The following is a 17,808-nucleotide window of genomic DNA, read 5'->3' on the forward strand; positions in this document are numbered from 1 at the left end:
CAGACTGCTTTTTTTGGGATAGTATGCTTTTTTTGTGAACAGTACCCAGTTGATTAAGGTCTGATCAACACTTTCAACGCTTCGCGATTATCCATGGCTCTGTAGCCATCCGGGACACCATCCAGGTCGACTGTCACGTCGAAGACACGGCCAGGTTCGAGCGTGCCGTCAAGGATATCGGGTAAAAGCTCTTCCATGTAGGCACGTGTTGGTGCCGGCCCTCCGGTAAGCGTGATGTTGCGGCCGAAAAGACTTGCAAAGCCGACTGGTGCTTCGACATACTGGGGAACACCGACACGGCTGATGACTCCGCCGGCACGGACAGCACCCAGGCTCATCTCGTAAGCGGGCATCAGGCCGACGCATTCGAGTACGACGTGCGTGCCTTCCCCGTTAGTCAATTCCTTGACCTTCGCGATCCCCTCTTCACCTCGTTCAGCGATGACATCCGTTGCGCCGAAGTCAATCCCAAGATCGGTACGATCTTTGTGGCGGCCCATTAGGATGATCTTCTTGGCACCGAGTTTCTTCGCCGAAAGGACTGCCAGCAGGCCTACAGCACCGTCTCCGATGACCGTCACCGTCGTATTCTCGTTGACGCCGCCCATGACGGCCGCATGATAACCGGTTCCGTATACATCGGACAAAGTCAACAATGAAGGCAACAGAGGCGAATTTTCGTCAATGTCGTCGGGTAATTTAAACATGCTGCCTTGCGCTTGAGGCACCCGAACGTATTCCGCTTGGCAACCGGTCATGAAGCCGCCGTTCACGCAGGAAGTCATCAATCCTTCTTTACAAAACGCACAAGTGTTGTCGCCGTATGCGAAAGGAACAACGACCAAATCGCCTTTTTTGAATCCAGAAACTTCAGAACCCATTGCGTCGATTCTGCCGAGTACTTCATGCCCCATCGCTTCGCCTTCACCGTGCTCGTGCGCATGCATTTTGTGGTATGGATGCAAGTCACTGCCGCAGATGCAGGCAGCCACTACTTTCAGGATCACATCCGTAGGTTTCTGTATTTCAGGTACTGGCAATTCTTTCACGCGCACGTCGCCGGCCGCGTACATTATGTTTGCTTTCATTTATATCTCCGCCTTTTCTTGATAGTCACTTGCGCTTGCATAAACCAATGGTAACACTTAAAGTCCACATTAAGGCAAGGATTTTCTGAAAATATTTTATCGAGCCAAGATTATCTGCACTATATTGAAATAACTACTGGGTTTACTTTTGCCACACGCCAAATTTACCAAGCGTTTTTTCTTCCGAACGCCCTGTTGCCGGTTCCGGAGCAAGGGAAAGCGAACTGATTTCTGCCCGCAACTCGGGCGTCATCTCAAAATCGGCTGCTGCCAGGGAATCCTCCAATTGGGCCAGATTCCGGGCACCGATGATTGGAGCGGTAACTGCTGGGTGGTTTTTTGCCCAAGCAACGGCTAAGGTCGCGGGGCTGACCCCCAGTTTTTTTGCAAAAGCGGTAAAGCGATCGGCTAGCTCCAGGTCATGTTGATAACGCAAACGGTTCAGTTCGCTCTCGACGAGACGTCCGGAATCCGGTTGTTTGGTCGAGCCGTATTTCCCCGTCAGCAAGCCTGCCCCCAGAGGGCTGTAAGGGATGACCCCGATGTTCTTAGCTTCAGCCAATGGCAGCAATTCCACTTCGGATTGTCGTTTCGCCAAGTTGTACAAAGGCTCCATAATCTCGAAACGACTGAGCAATTCCCTTTCCGAAATGCCAAGCGCATCCATGATCTGCCACGCAGCCCAGTTGCTGACGCCGGAGTAAAGTATTTTCCCCTGTTTCTGCAGATCATCCAACGTGCGCAAAGTCAATTCGATATCGGTAGTCGGATCGAAATAATGCAGGATATAGAAATCGATATAGTCCGTATCCAAACGTTTCAGACTGGCGTCGATGCTGGTCAGGATATGTTTGCGGGATAGGCCGCGGTCATTGACGTTCGGTGTTTTCGAAGTCGGGAAGAAGACTTTGCTCGTGATCACCAGCTCCTCCCGTTGCCCCTTCATCAATTTCCCGAGAATTTCTTCGGATCGGCCGTGCGAATACATATCAGCTGTATCAAAAAAATTTATTCCTGCATCCAGACAGCGGTTGTACAATGCTTTTGACGTTTCCTCATCCGCATCGCCGCCAAAAGACATGGCTCCAAAACACAATTCAGAAACTTTGATGCCGGTTCTGCCAACAGTTGTATATTTCATTGATTATCATCCTCTCATAGTTGAATAATGGACCCCGCTGATCATTCCGGACGATTGATGCCGACACTTTCACGGACATAAAGATTCGGATCGACAGCAAGGCGAACGACTAGATCCGCAATGCTTTTTCTAGATACATCGTGACCGCCGAAAGACTCGCCCTTGACGGTAATTTCATAATCCGTATCGTCGCTGCTGTCGAACCAACCCGGACGGATGATCGTATAATCCAGACCGGACGCTTCAATGACGTCAGCCGCTTCACGGTACGTCTGCAACACCAGATTGGAGCGAAGATTGCCGGAAGAGCCTACTGAAGCCGGGATTTCGTTATAGATTCCCATTGAAGAAATAAAAATCAAACGGTTGACCCCAACGCGTTTCATAGATTCCACAACCGCCGCGGCCATTTTCCCCAGGTTCCCTGTCAAAGAAGCAAAGACAACATCCTGGCCTGAAATGACTTTGTCAAGGTCGGCTACATTCATCACATCACCCGCAACAGCAACTTCTCTCGTTGAATCGAATGGCTTGAGCCTGTCCGGACGCCGTGAGAAAAGCGTCAGTTCATCTTTTGTTTTTTCAAGGAACAGTTGTCTCGCCACGCGACCGACTGAACCGGTTGCACCGATAATCACTATTTTTGTCATCATTACCACCTCATATTTCTTGTTGATAGGAGTATGGTATCACTTGGAGTTCACTCCAAGTCAACCATGAACCGACATCTTTATTTTTCCGAGCACGGAATCCAGCCTCTGAATGGTTAATCCAGCACCGTAAATGTATAATTAAATTAATCCATCAGACGTACCGCATTATTTTTTTATAAACAAAGCGCTTGACTTGGAGTCCACTCCAAGAGCTATAGTCTGAATATAAATGAAATGGAGGTAAGCATGATGAGAAAAACATGGTTGATTACAGGCGTGAGCAGTGGCTTCGGCTACGAGCTGACCAGGCAGTTGTTGGATAAAGGCGATACAGTGGTCGGTACGGTGCGCAATAAATCCAAAATTTCTGATCTGATTGCGGAGTACCCGACGCTGTTTGATTGCCAAATCCTTGATGTGACGGATACTCCAGCGGTCCACCAAGTGGTGAAGGAAGCTTTTGAAAAACACGGAGCAATCGATGTCATCATCAATAATGCGGGCTATGGCCTGTTCGGTGCTGCTGAAGAGTTGAGCGACGAGCAAGTGGATCTCATCATCGCAACCAATCTGACCGGCTCCATCCAGATGATCCGTTCCGCACTTCCGTTCTTACGCAAACAAGGCCATGGCCGCATCATCCAAATATCATCCTATGGCGGACAAGTCGCGTTCCCCGGCAATTCCATGTACCATGCCACGAAATTCGGGATCGAAGGCTTCTGCGAATCCGTCGCCCAGGAAGTGGCACCCTTCAATATCGGCGTGACTATTGTAGAGCCAGGCGGTGCCCGAACCGAATTCCGCTACGGCAGCGCACAAGTCGCTGACCTGATGCCTGAGTACGACGGCAACCCGGCACACAGCTTTCTTGCGATGCTTGATTCAACAAAAGTACAGGCTCCCGGAAATCCTGCGGAAATGGCAAAACGAATCATCGAAAGCGTGGATATCACACCCGCCCCGCTTCGCATGGTCCTCGGCTCGCAAGCGCTCGCCAGCACCATTGCTACGCTTGAGAACCGCTTAGCCGATTTCCGGACGCAAACAGAATTGGCCGCCTCAACGGACTATAAGGAATAATCCCTATGGCCTAAAATAAGGCAACGACTAGTAAGCATAGGCGTTTGTATAATAAAAGTAAGCCCGACTGGATCTCCTGGCAGCAGGAATCCATTCGGGCTTATTTTATGTTCAATGATTTATGCACAAGTGCTTTTTAGTTGTGCCCCATTATGTGATGAGGGATGTATGGTTCTTCCAGAGATAGGATATCCTCCGCAGAAAGCTTAAAATCGAGAGCCGAAATGGCGCTGGTCAGATGGCTTTCCTTGGTGGCTCCGATGATCGGCGCTACGACTTGATCCTTCTGCAGCAGCCAAGCCAGAGCGACTTGAACCCTCTCGACACCATATTTTTCGGCAATCGCTGCAACCCGCTCCACGATGACACGGTCCTGCGCTTCGGTCGTATCATACTTATGCTTCGCCACCTGGTCCATTTCGAAGCGTTTCGTAGTGGCCGACCAATCACGGGTGAGCCTGCCTGAAGCCAACGGGCCGTATGGCGTCACGGCAATCTTTTGATCTGCGCACAACGGCAGCATTTCCCGCTCTTCCTCGCGGTACAAAAGATTCAAGTGATTCTGCATCGAAACAAATTTCGTCAGGCCGTTTTTTTCGGCAACAGCTTGAGCTTTGGCGAATTGCCACGCAAACATGGCGGACGCTCCGATATAGCGGGCTTTGCCGGATTTCACGACATCATGCAGAGCTTCCATCGTTTCCTCGATCGGTGTGTTGTAGTCCCAACGGTGGATGATGTAAAGGTCCACATAGTCCATGCCCAATCTTTCCAGACTGTGATCGATTTCAGTCAGGATCGCTTTGCGGGAAAGGCCCCCTCCGTTTGGCGCCTGGCGCATCTTCTGATGTACTTTAGTCGCCACAACGATCTCATCCCGGTTGGCGTAATCGTTCAAGGCTTTCCCGAGTATGCTTTCACTGGCTCCGTATGAGTAGATGTTTGCCGTATCGAAGAAATTGATTCCCAAATCCAACGCACTTTTTATGACTTTTCTGCTATCTTCTTCCAGTACCCAATTATGGAAGCCGCTGTTCGGATCGCCGAAACCCATGGCTCCCAAACAAATCCTTGAAACATCCATCCCTGTATTGCCGAATTTCACATAATCCATCATCATCTCTCCATTTCTTTAGGATAGGACCACTGCCGGTTGATCGCAGTCCATGCCTGTTTCATTAGTTCATCTGCCTGGCATTAACCGCGGTTCACCAGCATTTCGACCAACTTCGGATCATAGTGCGAGAAGAAGGCGCTCTCTTTTTTGTCCAAGCCTTTGATCGTTTCCATATCCTTTTCAGTAAGGCTAAAGTCAAAGACATCCAAATTTTGGATCATCCGCTCTTTATGCGTCGTTTTCGGAATCACCACGACGTCACGCTGCAACAAATAGCGCAGCGCAACTTGAGCCGTCGTTTTGTTGTATTTGTCGCCGATCATTTGTAACGTTTCATTCGTGAACAGTTCATTTCTGCCTTCAGCAAAAGGACCCCAGGATTCGATTTGTGTGCCGTATTTTTTCATGATTTCATGCGCATCCAGCTGCTGATTGAATACATGGGTCTCCACTTGGTTGACGGCCGGTACGACATTTGTGAAACGAACCAAATCGATGTACCGGTCAGGATAAAAGTTGCTCACGCCGATGGCACGGATTTTGCCTTGCTCATACAGTTCTTCCATGGCGCGGTAAGTCCCGTAATAATCACCGAAGGGCTGATGTACCAGAACCAAATCCAGATAGTCCAATTGAAGTTTCTGCAGCGATTCTGTAATCGAAGCTTTGGCTTTCTCATAGCCGGCATTCGATATCCAGACTTTTGTCGTAATGAATAGTTCTTCGCGTGCAATACCGCTTTTTTTGATTGCATTGCCGACCGCTTCTTCGTTCCCATATGCTTGGGCGGTATCGATCGAGCGGTAGCCTACCTCGATCGCATCCAGCACACAGCGTTCGCATTCTGCGGCATCAGGTATCTGATACACGCCATAGCCCAAAATTGGCATCTTGACACCATTATTTAAAGTTACATATTCCATCAATATTTTCCTCCAGTTCAAATTTGATGACATAGAAATTCACTATGTTGCTGAAAGTATACTCCTTGAAGTGGACTCCAAGTCAAGCATAATCTATGACTCGTATATACTTAAAAGCGACTGACGGCTAACAAAAAAGCCATCCCCGTTTCAAATAAGAATGGAGAGAGCCTTTATTGTGTGATAAAAAATGCTTTTTTGGATTCCGGAAGACAGCCCATCCAGAATCATTTTTTCTTTTTGGTGAGCTGATAGAGTGCTTTTTTTGCGAGATTATCGGCTCCCTTGTTTTCCTTTTCCGGAATCCATTCCAAGTAAAAATTGGTGAATACAGCCAAATCCTGCAAGGCCTCCTCCAGATACAGTTTGTGTTCCGCTTTTTTTGTATATCTTTTTCTGATCGAGTCGGCAACGAGTTTACTGTCGGTGTAACAAAAAACGAGCTGATCCTGTTTGTTGCGTGCCTTCAGATGACGTAATCCGTACAGGAGCGCTTCGAATTCTGCCCGATGATTATCCATTCTGGCCTCTAAAGGCAAACCTATCTGCTCTTGTACCCCGTCCTCAACGATTAAAATTCCGATGGCAGCATATCCCTCTTTTCCGGTAGCTGCCCCATCCACAAATAATTTTATCACCTGATCCACATCCTAAAAAACAAAGGTGAAAGAAAATCCGGAACGGATTCCCTTCACCTTTGCGGTTTACTGTACTTTTTTTATGATTCTGCCAAGACCAACACATTAGTAGCCTGTGGTCCCCTGACGCCTTCTGCGATATCGAACTGAACGCGTTGCCCTTCTTCAAGTCTTTTGAAGCCTTCTCCAGCTATACCGGTAAAATGTACGAAAATGTCGTCATCCTGTTCATCGAGTTCAATAAAACCATACCCTTTATCATTATTGAACCACTTTACTTTGCCAAATTCCATTGTACATCCTCCTTCAACACTCATTTCTTTGGAACTGCTTTCACAAAGAAGGGTTACCCTCATTATAGAGAGGAAACCCTATAGAGTCAATTATTCTGATAGCCTCGTTGGCACTTATTCGAAAAATCCAAAAAAATCGGCCAGCTTATTTTCCAATTGTTCAATTTCATCGCGGATGTTCTTTTCGCTTGGTTCGTCCGTTGATTCGGCCCCGTTGTAAATGCGGTAGAGCACCTCCAACCATTCCGTCACGTCTGGGATCGTCCTGTCTTCGAACGGATAAAGAAGCGATAATTGCATGAAGAAGGCATTTTCCATTGTATCTGCCATAGTCGGATTTTTATTGGCAATTTCTTCCTGGATGTACGCCATTCCTTCTTTGTACGTTTTCGAGTCGATTAACGGGACCACTCCAGCTAGGTCCACTTTTTCCTCGGACCCTTCCAATCTGATAGTTACCGTTGGATGGAGCCCGCGCGCAAGAAATTGATGAATGATCTCTGTTTTGAGCATCCGGTGGAGATTATTATTCATGAGCAGGCGTTGCGCTATCTTGCCGAATTGGTCATCCTCCAATTCCTTCAATTGTTGCGCGTAAACTTGTTGCTTGTGGAACGGTTGCGTATCGATGGTTTTTTCGGCCTGGAGGATTTCCGAACTTTTTTTCAGCTTCTTCTCCAAATTCTTCAGTTCAACTTTTTCGACTTCAGCCTCCAATTGCTCCAAAGCGAATTGATGCTCCATCGACAGACCAAAAGTATTTTTGCGTGCGTTGATTTGTTCGCGGGCCATTTCGAATGCTCCGGAATGCAGCAAGCCTTTTAAGTATAGGAAATCGATGTCATCCACCGAAATGGCGGATGCAATATCCGGGCGCATTTCGGTTATCATTTCCAGACTCTTCTCTGCTTGATCGGTCTCCTGCAGCAACATGAGATACAGCGGCAGGATATCGTCCGCCTTTTTGATGGCAACAGCCTTGCCAATCCATTCTTCCGCAAGCTGCAGATTTCCCTCTTCAAATGCCAATAGTCCTTTTTTCAAGTATCCCTCGTAATTTAGTGGAAAAATAATTTTTTCTCCCATTTCCATCACCCCAATCTAAGCTGATTTTACTGTTAGGTCATTATATCATAAAAGCGAACGCGAAAAAAACCGCCCGCACAACTGCTGTTGTGCGGGCGGTACATAGCTGTTCTTGAATCAATAATTACGGAATCGTTTTTGGCGTTGCTCGACCAATTCTGCTGGAGTCAGTTGCTTCAGCTCTTTCAGCTTGGCACTTAATTCCCGCTTCAGTTCCAGCATCACATCATCCGATTTACGGGCCACTTTCCTGCGGGTTTCCATAATGATTTTGTCAATGACGTCCAATGAAAAAAGATCATCAGGCGTCAGCTTCATTACTTTGGCTGCTTCATCGGATCGCGAGGAATCTTTCCATAAAATGGAGGCAAAGCCTTCCGGGGACAGGACAGAATACATGGTATTCTCCAACATCCAAACCTCGTTGCCCATTGCCAACGCCAATGCACCGCCGCTGCCGCCCTCGCCGATGAAGATAGCGATGAAAGGAACCGTCAGTTGACTCATCACTAAAAGCGATTCAGCGATTGCTTCACCGATGCCTCGGTCCTCAGAATCGACATCGCAAAAAGCGCCTGAGGTATTGATGAAAGTAACGATCGGACGATTGAATTTCTCCGCCTGCTTCATCAAGCGAATTGCTTTACGATAGCCTTCCGGATGCGGTGACCCGAAATTCCGATAGACATTTTCGGTCACATCATGGCCCTTTTGGGTTCCGATGACGGTTACCGGCATGTCATCCAGCAATGCAATCCCACCGACGATAGCAGGGTCGTCACCGAACTTTCTGTCACCGTGAAATTCAACAAAACCATCACAGATGGCATGGATCATTTCTGTCGCTGTCAGACGGGAGATACTTCTTGCAGAGGTGATAATTTCTTTGACATCCTTCACTGCACTTCACCCGCCTTTTCTGCTGGAGCATGCAACAGCAATAGATGCTGCAATGCTCTTTTCAAATCTTTTCTGGCAACAATTTTATCGATAAAGCCGTTTTCCAGCACCTTTTCTGCTGTCTGGAAACCTTCAGGCAATTTCGCTTTGATTGTCTGTTCGATGACGCGCTTGCCGGCGAAACCGACAGTCGCCCCTGTTTCAGCCAGGATAATATCCCCTTGCATCGCAAAGCTGGCCGTTACGCCCCCAGTCGTCGGATCGGTCAAGACTGTGATGTACAATAGCCCTGCTTTACTGTGATTGGAGACTGCAACGCTGACTTTCGCCATCTGCATCAAGGACATGATGCCCTCTTGCATTCTGGCGCCGCCCGAAGCAGTGAAGACAATGATCGGGAGCTTTTCTGACGTTGCGCGTTCAAACGCGAGCGTCAGCTTCTCACCGACAACTTTCCCCATGCTTGCCATTATAAAGTTCGAATCCATCACACACAAAGCAACTTTATGCTTATTGATGAATGCCGCGCCGGTTACAACCGCCTCGTCAAGTCCCGTTTTTTCTTTGGCAATCTTCAGTTTGTTCTCATATCCCGGAAAAGCCAATGGATTTTCTTCGGGCATGAGCGCGTTCCATTCATCAAAAGAACCTTCATCAACGATATTGGAAATGCGTTCATATGCCGAAATCCTGAAATTATAGGCACAATGCGGGCATACTTTATCTTTCCCCAAATCCTTGCTGTAGATCGTCTTTTGACAATTCGGGCATTTTTCCCATAAGCCTTCAGGAACGATCGGTTTCTGATCGTCTGTTTTTGAAGCGGGAACTTGAGCTATCGGAATGTAAGGACGCTTACGAAATAATTTCATTTCCTCACCTCTAGTGTGACTTCTTGACTAATTGATTTATACACTTTCCTCTTCTTCAGGTGCCCACGTTTTCAGGAACACATTCTGAAGATATTCCGTATCGTAATCTCCGGAAATGAAATTAGGATCCTGCAGAATATCTTCCTGGAAGAATTGGTTCGTGTCGACTCCTTCGATGACCAGTTCCTGAAGCGCACGCCTCATTTTGGCGATTGCTTCGCTTCTGTCGTCGCCTTTTGTGATGATTTTGGCGATCATCGAGTCATAGAATGGCGGAATCACATATCCACCATACATGGCGCTTTCCACACGCAGTCCATTCCCGCCGCTAGGCAAGAACAGGTAGTCGATTTTCCCGGATGAAGGTCGGAAGCCCAAAGCCGGATTTTCAGCGTTGATACGGCACTCTATCGTGTGACCGGTGATGGCTACATCATCTTGCGTAAAGGACAAAGGCTCACCGCTCGCGATGCGCAATTGTTCTTTGACGATATCGATGCCAGTAGCCATTTCGGTCACCGGATGCTCCACTTGGATTCGCGTGTTCATTTCCATGAAATAGAAACGTTGTTCGGCATCAACAAGGAACTCGATTGTGCCTGCGTTCGTGTAGCCGACATGTTTAGCTGCTCGGATGGCGACGTCTCCCATAGCTTTGCGTGTCGCTTCGGTGATGAAGGTGGACGGGCTCTCTTCCAGCACTTTCTGATGATTGCGCTGAAGGGAGCAGTCTCGTTCACCCAGATGGACAACATTTCCGAATGAATCCCCTAAAATCTGCACTTCAATATGACGAGCCGGTGTGATGATCTTTTCAAGATACATGCGGTCGTCTCCGAAGGCTGCTTTAGCTTCCGCTTTCGCCTGGCTGAAGGCTGCCTCCAAACCGTTTTCTTGGTAGACTTTCCGCATCCCTTTACCGCCACCACCAGCGGCAGCTTTCAGGATGACCGGATAACCAATCTTCTCAGCTTGCGCCACGGCCTCTTCATACGAAGAGATATAGCCTTCGCTTCCCGGAGTGACAGGCACGCCTGCTGCGATCATCGTTTTACGGGCATTTGCTTTGTTGCCCATCAGGTCGATGATGGTGGAAGAAGGTCCGATGAATCGGATATTCATTTCTTCGCACATAGTGGCGAATGCACTGTTTTCCGAGAGGAAACCAAAGCCTGGGTGAATGGCTTGGGCACCTGTAACGACTGCCGCACTCAAAATGCTTGTCATATTCAAATAGGAATCGCTCGCTTTTGCAGGACCGATACAAATTGCCTGAGTGGCAAGTTGGGTATGCAACGCTTCGCGATCAGCTTCAGAATAGACCGCTACCGTCTGGATTCCTAACTCATGACAAGCCCGAATGATCCTGACAGCAATTTCTCCTCTGTTTGCGATCAATACCTTCGTAAACATATTATCTACCAATGATGAAGGTCATTTCAACTTCACAAACTTTTTTGTCTCCGACAAAAGCTTGTCCGTAACCGATACCCGCAAATTTCTTCAATTTGATGATATCCACTTGAAGACGCAAAACGTCGCCAGGAACAACTTTTTGACGGAATTTGACTTTATTCAATCCGCCCAGGTAAGCTGTTTGTCCCTCGAAATCCGGTAATGTCAACAATGGGATAGATCCTGCTTGAGCCAATGCTTCAACGATCAATACACCGGGCATTACTGGTTCGCCTGGGAAATGTCCTTGGAAGAATGGTTCGTTGATTGTTACGTTTTTGTAGCAGACGATGTGTTCGCCTGGTGTCAACTCTTCAACTTTGTCGATGAAGAAAATTGGGTAGCGGTTCGGGATGATAGCCATAACTTCTTGTGCGCTTAATAAACTCATTTTAATAGTCTCCTTTTTTTAGACGATGCGGAATAATGGTTGGTTGTATTCAACGATTTGTTCATTTTCAACCAACACTTCAACGATTTCCCCATCGAATTCGCTTTTGATTTCATTCATCAGTTTCATTGCTTCCACCAAGCAGACTACATCGCCTTTAGCGATGATTTGGCCTTTAGTGGCATAAGGTTTCGCATCCGGAGTCGGTGAAAGGTAAACAACGCCGACAATCGGAGAAGTAATGATCTGTCCTTCTTTTTTCGCAGTCGCTTCAGAAACGGCTTCTTTGATGTTTTGGACCGGAGCAGTCGCTGCTGGAGTTGGAGCTGCTGCCGGAACGCTGTCGCTTGACTGTTGGTTCGATTGGACCGACTTGTTCTTGGACAACAAAAGTTGAAAGTCGCCTGTCTGATAATGCAACTCAGTCAAGGTCGATTCATCGATCAAGGAAATGAGGCTCTTTACATCTTCAATATTCACGTATTAAGCCTCCCATTTTTTGAAACATAGTACGGCATTGTGGCCGCCGAAGCCCAAAGAGTTGCTCAATGTGTAAGTAACTTCTTTTTCACGACCGACATTCGGGATGTAATCCAAATCGCAGCCTTCATCAGCCACTTGGAACCCGATTGTTGGCGGCAGGAAGTCGTCTTGAATGGCTTTAACGCAGACAACAGCTTCAATACCGCCGGCAGCGCCCAATAGATGCCCAGTCATGCTCTTCGTGCTAGAGATAGCAACGTTGTATGCTTCTTCGCCGAAAGCGTATTTGATGGCAGCTGTTTCGCCTGAGTCATTTGCTGCTGTGCTTGTTCCGTGAGCGTTGATGTAATCAACTTGCTCCGGAGTGATGCCCGCTTCTTTCATAGCTTGAAGCATCGCCTTGCCAGCTCCGCTGCCATCAGCTGAAGGAGCCGTCATATGGTAAGCATCACAAGTGACACCGTATCCGACAACTTCAGCCAAGATGTTTGCACCGCGTTCCAATGCGTGATCAAGATTTTCAAGCATCAAGATGCCTGCTCCCTCACCCATTACAAAACCATTTCTTTCTTTATCGAAAGGAATGGAAGCGCGATCCGGATCAGTGCTTGTGGATAATGCTGTCAGTGCCGCAAAACCAGCAATGCCGATTTCGCAGACAGTTGCTTCAGCCCCCCCTGCAAGCATCAGGTCTGCATAACCATGTTTGATGCTGCGGAACGCTTCTCCGATTGAGTTTGTCGCGGAAGCACAAGCAGTAACGATGTCCATGCTTGGTCCTTTAGCGCCGAATTTGATGGCGGTATTTCCTGCTGCCATGTTTCCGATCGCCATCGGTACGAACATAGGTGGTACGCGTTTCGGTCCTTTTTCATGCATTTTGATGATACCGGATTCCATGGTGATGAAGCCGCCGACACCAGACCCGATAGTAACACCAAAGCGATCGGCATCGATTTTCTCCATGTCGATTCCGCTTTCTTTCACGGCTTGAGCTGAGGCTGCTACCGCATATTGCGAAAACAGATCCATACGCTTGTATTCTTTGCGGTCCATATATAAGGTCGCATCGAAGTCTTTCACTTCACCTGCGACAGAAATGCCCGTTTCGGATGCATCAAAATTAGTGATGGCAGCAATGCCGTTTTTACCATTTTTGATGCCGTCCCAATATTCAGTGACTGTATTTCCTAATGGTGTGATAGCACCCATACCTGTAATAACCACGCGATTCATATTTATCCTCCTGTCTTACATGTACATGCCGCCATTGACACTGATGGTCTGGCCGGTAATGTAAGTATTCTCACTTAAAAAGACAGCGGTGTTAGCCACTTCTTCGGCTGTTCCAAATCGTTTCAATGGGATTTGCGTCAACATTTGTTCCTGAATTTTTTCTGAAAGAACATCCGTCATTTCCGTTTCGATGAATCCTGGAGCAATGGCATTACACGTAATGCCTCTTGTCGCAGCTTCACGGGCGACAGATTTCGTCAATCCGATGATTCCGGCTTTGCTGGCAGCATAGTTGGCCTGCCCGATATTTCCGGTTTCACCGGCGATGCTTGACAGGTTGATGATGCTTCCTGCTCTTTGCTTCAACATAAGCGGCAAAGCATGGCGGATCATATTGAAAGTACCCTTCAGATTCACTTGATAAGTGGCATCGAAGTCTTCTTCATCCATACGCATGATCAATTTGTCGCGGGTGATCCCTGCATTGTTAACCAAAACATCAACGGAGCCGAAAAGTTCTTTGGCTTGGCTGACGATTTCTTTGGCAGTCTGAAAATCGCTGACATCGCCTAAGAGTGTTTTGACAGTGACGCCGTAAGATTCCAGATGCGCGACTTTTTCTTCAGCAATCGGTTTGCGTGCATTCAGAACAATATTGGCTCCACGTTTCGCATACGCTTCAGCGATGGCTTCCCCGATTCCTCTTGAACTACCAGTGACGATGACCGTCTTTCCTTTTAAATCCAAGACTATCCCTCATTTCTTGTCAGATTTCTTTATTTTTGTAATGCTTCAAGGGTCTTGGTGAGGGATTTCAAATCCTCCACATTGTACACAGCGACCTCTTTGTTGATTTTTTTGATGAATTTGCTTAAAGTCGTGCCTGGGCCGACTTCCACGAAGGTGTCCACACCCAATTCAACCAGCTTGCGGACGCTGTCTTCCCATAATACCGGCGATTCAATCTGACGCACCAACAGACCCTTGATGGCATCCCTTGTTACGATGGTCGCTTCGGTATTGCCGACGACAGGAATCTTCGGTTCATCCACATTCACCTCAGCCAAAGCAACTTCCAACTTTTCCGCTGCAGGATGCAGCAGAGCTGTATGGAAAGGACCGCTGACGTTCAAAGGGATGATGCGTTTCACGCCTTTGGACTCAAGGATTTCGATGGCTTTATTGACGCCTTCGATTTCCCCGCCGATGACGATCTGCGTCGGCATATTATAGTTGGCAGGCGCGACATAAGCTGTCTCGCTTGCTTCCCGGCAAGATTCTTCGATCACAGAGCGTTCCGCATTCATGACGGCGGCCATTTTGCCACGGCCTGCAGGAACTGCCTCGCTCATGTATTTGCCGCGTTTCGCTACGAGCGAAATAGCCTCATTAAAAGAAAAAGCATTGGCTTTCACCAGTGCTGTATATTCTCCGAGGCTCAATCCTGCAACAAAATCTGGCTGAATTCCCTTTTCAGCTAGTAATTGATCAAGGGCGTAGCTAACCGTTAAGATTGCTGGTTGTGTATATTCAGTTAAATGAAGCTTATCATTCTCTTGGAAACATAATTCTGCAACATTGTACCCAAGCGTTGCTGAAGCTTCATCAAAAACAGTGCGCACAACGGCATACTCGTTATAAAGTTCTTGACCCATTCCGAAATATTGCGCACCTTGACCACTATAGACAAAAGCTGTTGCCATTATTTCACCTCTATAAATTTGTTACTCAGCCCACAATTTTGCTTGGGCCAAGATAACTTCTTTGCATTCCGTCATATACTCTTGTATGATATCGTGACACGTTTGTTCCTTCGAAATCAAGCCGGCAATTTGCCCGGCCATCATCGAACCGTAGTCTTTATCACCATCGACAGTCGCTCTTCTCAGAGCGCCTTTGCCCATTTCTTCAAGTTTTGCAAAGTCCGGATTTTCCTTGCTCGTCTCTTCTTTCTCGACTTGCAGATATTCTCTGGTCAACTTGTTGCGCAACACACGAACAGGATGTCCGGTAATCTGACCGGTAATGACTGTGTCGATGTCTTTCGCTTTTAGGATGGCATTCTTGAAATTTTGATGTGCATTGGATTCTTTGGCAACTACAAAACGGGTCCCGACTTGAACAGCAGATGCTCCCAACATGAAAGCAGCTGCCATTCCGCGTCCGTCACCAATACCGCCGGCTGCGATGACTGGAATCGATACGGCATCGACAACCTGAGGAACCAGGGCAATTGTCGTTGTTCTTCCGATGTGACCACCGGATTCCATACCTTCGACAACGACAGCGTCTGCGCCGTCTTTTTCCATTCTTCTCGCTAAAGCAACGGAAGCCACAACCGGGATGACTGTGATGCCTGCTTCTTTGAATTGGCTCATATAGCGGGCTGGACTTCCGGCACCGGTTGTGACAACCTTAACGCCAGAAGCAATCACTGCTTCAACAACAGCATCGACCTGCGGATTCAAAAGCATGATGTTTACGCCAAAAGGTTTATTCGTCAATGCTTTCATTTTGGAAATTTTTTCTTTCGCTACATCCACACTATCATGTCCAGTCCCTATAAGACCAAGCCCACCAGCATTGGAAACGGCACTTGCCAAATCAGCATCCGCTACCCACGCCATTGCTCCTTGAATGATTGGATATTGGATGCCTAATAATTCACATAATTCTGACTTCATACAAGGCCTACTTTCCTTTTACTGCTTATTCTGCTAGTTGAGCGTCAACGTATTTAACTAAATCTTCAACAGTGTTGATGCCTTCGTCTGATTCGATTTTGATGTCAAATTCGTCTTCGATGTCATTGATGATTTGGAATAAGTCCAGGCTGTCAGCATCCAAGTCTTCTCTGAAGTTAGTTAATAATTGTACTTCTGATTCTTCCTTGTCCAATTGGTCCACGATGATTGCTTTGATTTTTTCGAATGTCATAATAAATTCCTCCAAATATTTTTTTTAGTTTAATGATACTACGATGGCTCCCCAAGTGAGGCCGCCACCAAATCCTGTCATCAGCACCTTATCTTTGGTGCCGAGTTGAATTTCCTTGGTTTGAACAAGCTGATCCAACAGTATCGGAATGCTTGCTGCTGAGGTGTTGCCCGTTTCCGCAATGTTTGTGGCAAACAATGAAAATGGCAATTTCACTTTTTTACTGATTGCCTCCAATAAGCGCACATTCGCTTGATGAGCCAAAATCTTCTTCAGATCGCCGTCAGAAAGATTTCCTTTCTCCATCACTTCGCGTATGACACTTGGCACACTGCGGATTGCAAAATCGAAGATGGCTCTGCCATCCATCGTAAGGAAAGCTTGGTCCTCCTGAGAGGAGTCTCCATACGGGTTTTCTACTTTCATCGTGTTCGCCACTAATGCCATATGGCGTCCACCATCAGAATGGATCGCTTCTGCAACGAAGCAATCATCTTCCGTTCGTTCCAACAACACGCCGCCTGCGCCATCCCCAAACAGGACAGCCGTAGAACGGTCTTCCCAGTTAACGACTTTGGACATTGTCTCAGCACCGATGATCATGCCATATTGATATAGATTGCTCTGCATCATATGGAGACCTGTGGACAATGCGAAGACAAAACCGGAACATGCTGCATTGATGTCGAAACAGAAAGCATTTACTGCACCTATCTTTTCTTGCACTAAGCAAGCGGTCGATGGGCTAAGAGCATCCGGCGTCATTGTAGCTACTATAATGAAGTCCAGTTGGTCTGCAGTGATGTTGCCGTTTTGCAAAATTCTGAGAGCCGCTTTGCTTGACAGATCGGAAGTATTTTCATCCTTCGAAATGTGTCTGCTGCGGATGCCTGTCCTTTTGCTGATCCACTCATCACTCGTGTCCATGATTTTAGACAGATCATCGTTCGTGATGATCTGTTCAGGAAGATAGTGACCTGTTGCGCTAATTTTTGAACCCAATTCCATCAACCCTGTTCCTTGATATTTTGAACTAACCCAAATAAGAAACCGTGAAGATTGTTTAGGCCTTTCAGCAAAACTTTCACTTCCTGATCTTCCATATCGCGAATGGTATTCTTTACCATCTCTCTATGGAACTTATCATGAAGACGATACAGTAAGCGTCCTTTTTTGGTTAATCCTAGTTTTACGACTCTGCGGTCTTTCTCCATCCGAATGCGTTCGACATACCCCTTTTTTACCAGAGCGTTTATGGCCACCGTTAAAGTTCCCGCAGTTATGTTCAATTTTTTTGCTACTTCTGAAGTTGTATGAGCTTGATACATGCCGATTGCCTCGACTGTATGCATCTCCTTGATGGATAGATCAGAAAATGTACTGACACGCAATGCACCCTCTTCGATATCCAACACTTCATTGAAGACAGCTACGAGATATGAGTTAATTTTATCTATGGAATGATCCAAAGATAGCTCTCCTCCTTTCGATGCCCAATCAAACCACATTTGT

General features: G+C 47.2%; 21 protein-coding genes. 1 reads left to right on the forward strand and 20 read right to left on the reverse strand.

The window, feature by feature from the left end; genetic code table 11:
- Positions 1-53: 53 nt before the first annotated feature.
- The 3 genes from WBM30_RS05520 to WBM30_RS05530 form a co-directional block, all read right to left on the reverse strand.
- Positions 54-1,088 carry an alcohol dehydrogenase catalytic domain-containing protein gene (locus WBM30_RS05520; RefSeq protein ID WP_424899755.1) on the reverse strand — a complete coding sequence of 345 codons (1,035 nt, stop codon included), beginning with the start codon at positions 1,086-1,088 and terminating at the stop codon, positions 54-56.
- Between the two features lie 142 nt (positions 1,089-1,230).
- Positions 1,231-2,229 carry an aldo/keto reductase gene (locus WBM30_RS05525; RefSeq protein ID WP_424899756.1) on the reverse strand — a complete coding sequence of 333 codons (999 nt, stop codon included), beginning with the start codon at positions 2,227-2,229 and terminating at the stop codon, positions 1,231-1,233.
- 41 nt (positions 2,230-2,270) lie between these two features.
- A complete protein-coding gene (locus WBM30_RS05530; protein ID WP_424899757.1) occupies positions 2,271-2,879 on the reverse strand; it encodes an NAD(P)H-binding protein in 609 nt (202 codons plus the stop codon).
- A gap of 252 nt (positions 2,880-3,131) precedes the next feature.
- Here WBM30_RS05530 and WBM30_RS05535 point away from each other — a divergent pair, with 252 nt between their 5' ends.
- The gene (locus WBM30_RS05535) at positions 3,132-3,965 is read left to right on the forward strand and encodes an SDR family oxidoreductase (protein WP_424899758.1); all 834 of its coding nucleotides are present in this window, start codon (positions 3,132-3,134) and stop codon (positions 3,963-3,965) included.
- Between the two features lie 136 nt (positions 3,966-4,101).
- Here WBM30_RS05535 and WBM30_RS05540 read toward each other — a convergent pair whose 3' ends face one another.
- The 17 genes from WBM30_RS05540 to WBM30_RS05620 form a co-directional block, all read right to left on the reverse strand.
- Positions 4,102-5,079, reverse strand: a complete 978-nt coding sequence (locus tag WBM30_RS05540) for an aldo/keto reductase (RefSeq protein WP_424899759.1) — start codon at positions 5,077-5,079, stop codon at positions 4,102-4,104.
- An 83-nt stretch (positions 5,080-5,162) separates the two neighbouring features.
- Positions 5,163-6,005: an aldo/keto reductase gene (locus WBM30_RS05545; RefSeq protein WP_424899760.1), complete on the reverse strand. Its 843-nt coding sequence runs from the start codon at positions 6,003-6,005 to the stop codon at positions 5,163-5,165.
- A 227-nt stretch (positions 6,006-6,232) separates the two neighbouring features.
- Positions 6,233-6,643, reverse strand: a complete 411-nt coding sequence (locus WBM30_RS05550) for a ribonuclease HI family protein (protein WP_424899761.1) — start codon at positions 6,641-6,643, stop codon at positions 6,233-6,235.
- 80 nt (positions 6,644-6,723) lie between these two features.
- Entirely contained in the window at positions 6,724-6,936 is a 213-nt protein-coding gene (locus WBM30_RS05555; protein ID WP_424899762.1) for a cold-shock protein, read from the reverse strand.
- A 114-nt stretch (positions 6,937-7,050) separates the two neighbouring features.
- Positions 7,051-7,980, reverse strand: a complete 930-nt coding sequence (locus WBM30_RS05560) for a hypothetical protein (protein WP_424899763.1) — start codon at positions 7,978-7,980, stop codon at positions 7,051-7,053.
- A gap of 159 nt (positions 7,981-8,139) precedes the next feature.
- The gene (accA, locus tag WBM30_RS05565) at positions 8,140-8,922 is read right to left on the reverse strand and encodes an acetyl-CoA carboxylase carboxyl transferase subunit alpha (RefSeq protein WP_424899764.1); all 783 of its coding nucleotides are present in this window, start codon (positions 8,920-8,922) and stop codon (positions 8,140-8,142) included.
- A complete protein-coding gene (gene accD, locus WBM30_RS05570) occupies positions 8,919-9,794 on the reverse strand; it encodes an acetyl-CoA carboxylase, carboxyltransferase subunit beta (RefSeq protein ID WP_107995160.1) in 876 nt (291 codons plus the stop codon). Before accD ends, accA begins: the two co-directional genes overlap by 4 nt.
- Before the next feature lie 36 nt (positions 9,795-9,830).
- The gene (locus WBM30_RS05575) at positions 9,831-11,207 is read right to left on the reverse strand and encodes an acetyl-CoA carboxylase biotin carboxylase subunit (RefSeq protein ID WP_424899765.1); all 1,377 of its coding nucleotides are present in this window, start codon (positions 11,205-11,207) and stop codon (positions 9,831-9,833) included.
- Between the two features lies 1 nt (position 11,208).
- Complete coding sequence (gene fabZ, locus WBM30_RS05580; RefSeq protein ID WP_086984727.1) at positions 11,209-11,640, reverse strand: 3-hydroxyacyl-ACP dehydratase FabZ; 432 nt, start codon at positions 11,638-11,640, stop codon at positions 11,209-11,211.
- Positions 11,641-11,658: 18 nt separating this feature from the next.
- Positions 11,659-12,120 (reverse strand): acetyl-CoA carboxylase biotin carboxyl carrier protein, encoded by a 462-nt coding sequence (gene accB / locus WBM30_RS05585; RefSeq protein WP_424899766.1) that lies wholly within the window; start codon positions 12,118-12,120, stop codon positions 11,659-11,661.
- Between the two features lie 3 nt (positions 12,121-12,123).
- Positions 12,124-13,359: a beta-ketoacyl-ACP synthase II gene (gene fabF / locus WBM30_RS05590; RefSeq protein WP_424899767.1), complete on the reverse strand. Its 1,236-nt coding sequence runs from the start codon at positions 13,357-13,359 to the stop codon at positions 12,124-12,126.
- A 15-nt stretch (positions 13,360-13,374) separates the two neighbouring features.
- The gene (gene fabG / locus WBM30_RS05595) at positions 13,375-14,106 is read right to left on the reverse strand and encodes a 3-oxoacyl-[acyl-carrier-protein] reductase (RefSeq protein WP_424899768.1); all 732 of its coding nucleotides are present in this window, start codon (positions 14,104-14,106) and stop codon (positions 13,375-13,377) included.
- Positions 14,107-14,135: 29 nt separating this feature from the next.
- On the reverse strand, positions 14,136-15,062 hold the full coding sequence (fabD, locus tag WBM30_RS05600) for an ACP S-malonyltransferase (protein ID WP_424899769.1): 927 nt from the start codon (positions 15,060-15,062) through the stop codon (positions 14,136-14,138).
- 21 nt (positions 15,063-15,083) lie between these two features.
- On the reverse strand, positions 15,084-16,043 hold the full coding sequence (gene fabK / locus WBM30_RS05605; RefSeq protein WP_424899771.1) for an enoyl-[acyl-carrier-protein] reductase FabK: 960 nt from the start codon (positions 16,041-16,043) through the stop codon (positions 15,084-15,086).
- 25 nt (positions 16,044-16,068) lie between these two features.
- Positions 16,069-16,296 (reverse strand): acyl carrier protein, encoded by a 228-nt coding sequence (locus WBM30_RS05610; RefSeq protein ID WP_086984721.1) that lies wholly within the window; start codon positions 16,294-16,296, stop codon positions 16,069-16,071.
- 24 nt (positions 16,297-16,320) lie between these two features.
- On the reverse strand, positions 16,321-17,304 hold the full coding sequence (locus tag WBM30_RS05615) for a beta-ketoacyl-ACP synthase III (protein WP_424899772.1): 984 nt from the start codon (positions 17,302-17,304) through the stop codon (positions 16,321-16,323).
- A complete protein-coding gene (locus WBM30_RS05620; RefSeq protein WP_176974100.1) occupies positions 17,304-17,765 on the reverse strand; it encodes a MarR family winged helix-turn-helix transcriptional regulator in 462 nt (153 codons plus the stop codon). Before WBM30_RS05620 ends, WBM30_RS05615 begins: the two co-directional genes overlap by 1 nt.
- Positions 17,766-17,808 lie beyond the last annotated feature (43 nt).

The sequence above is a fragment of the Trichococcus sp. genome, from assembly GCF_049684335.1.
In the GTDB taxonomy this organism is placed as follows: Bacteria; Bacillota; Bacilli; order Lactobacillales; family Aerococcaceae; genus Trichococcus.

Coding starts and splice junctions, on each gene's coding strand:
- WBM30_RS05520 (WP_424899755.1), bottom strand. CDS start 1,088: ATGAAAGCAAACATAATGTACGCGGCCGGCGACGTGCGCGTGAAAGAA.
- WBM30_RS05525 (WP_424899756.1), bottom strand. CDS start 2,229: ATGAAATATACAACTGTTGGCAGAACCGGCATCAAAGTTTCTGAATTG.
- WBM30_RS05530 (WP_424899757.1), bottom strand. CDS start 2,879: ATGACAAAAATAGTGATTATCGGTGCAACCGGTTCAGTCGGTCGCGTG.
- WBM30_RS05535 (WP_424899758.1), top strand. CDS start 3,132: ATGAGAAAAACATGGTTGATTACAGGCGTGAGCAGTGGCTTCGGCTAC.
- WBM30_RS05540 (WP_424899759.1), bottom strand. CDS start 5,079: ATGGATTATGTGAAATTCGGCAATACAGGGATGGATGTTTCAAGGATT.
- WBM30_RS05545 (WP_424899760.1), bottom strand. CDS start 6,005: ATGGAATATGTAACTTTAAATAATGGTGTCAAGATGCCAATTTTGGGC.
- WBM30_RS05555 (WP_424899762.1), bottom strand. CDS start 6,936: ATGGAATTTGGCAAAGTAAAGTGGTTCAATAATGATAAAGGGTATGGT.
- accD (WP_107995160.1), bottom strand. CDS start 9,794: ATGAAATTATTTCGTAAGCGTCCTTACATTCCGATAGCTCAAGTTCCC.
- WBM30_RS05575 (WP_424899765.1), bottom strand. CDS start 11,207: ATGTTTACGAAGGTATTGATCGCAAACAGAGGAGAAATTGCTGTCAGG.
- fabZ (WP_086984727.1), bottom strand. CDS start 11,640: ATGAGTTTATTAAGCGCACAAGAAGTTATGGCTATCATCCCGAACCGC.
- fabF (WP_424899767.1), bottom strand. CDS start 13,359: ATGAATCGCGTGGTTATTACAGGTATGGGTGCTATCACACCATTAGGA.
- fabD (WP_424899769.1), bottom strand. CDS start 15,062: ATGGCAACAGCTTTTGTCTATAGTGGTCAAGGTGCGCAATATTTCGGA.
- fabK (WP_424899771.1), bottom strand. CDS start 16,043: ATGAAGTCAGAATTATGTGAATTATTAGGCATCCAATATCCAATCATT.
- WBM30_RS05610 (WP_086984721.1), bottom strand. CDS start 16,296: ATGACATTCGAAAAAATCAAAGCAATCATCGTGGACCAATTGGACAAG.
- WBM30_RS05615 (WP_424899772.1), bottom strand. CDS start 17,304: ATGGAATTGGGTTCAAAAATTAGCGCAACAGGTCACTATCTTCCTGAA.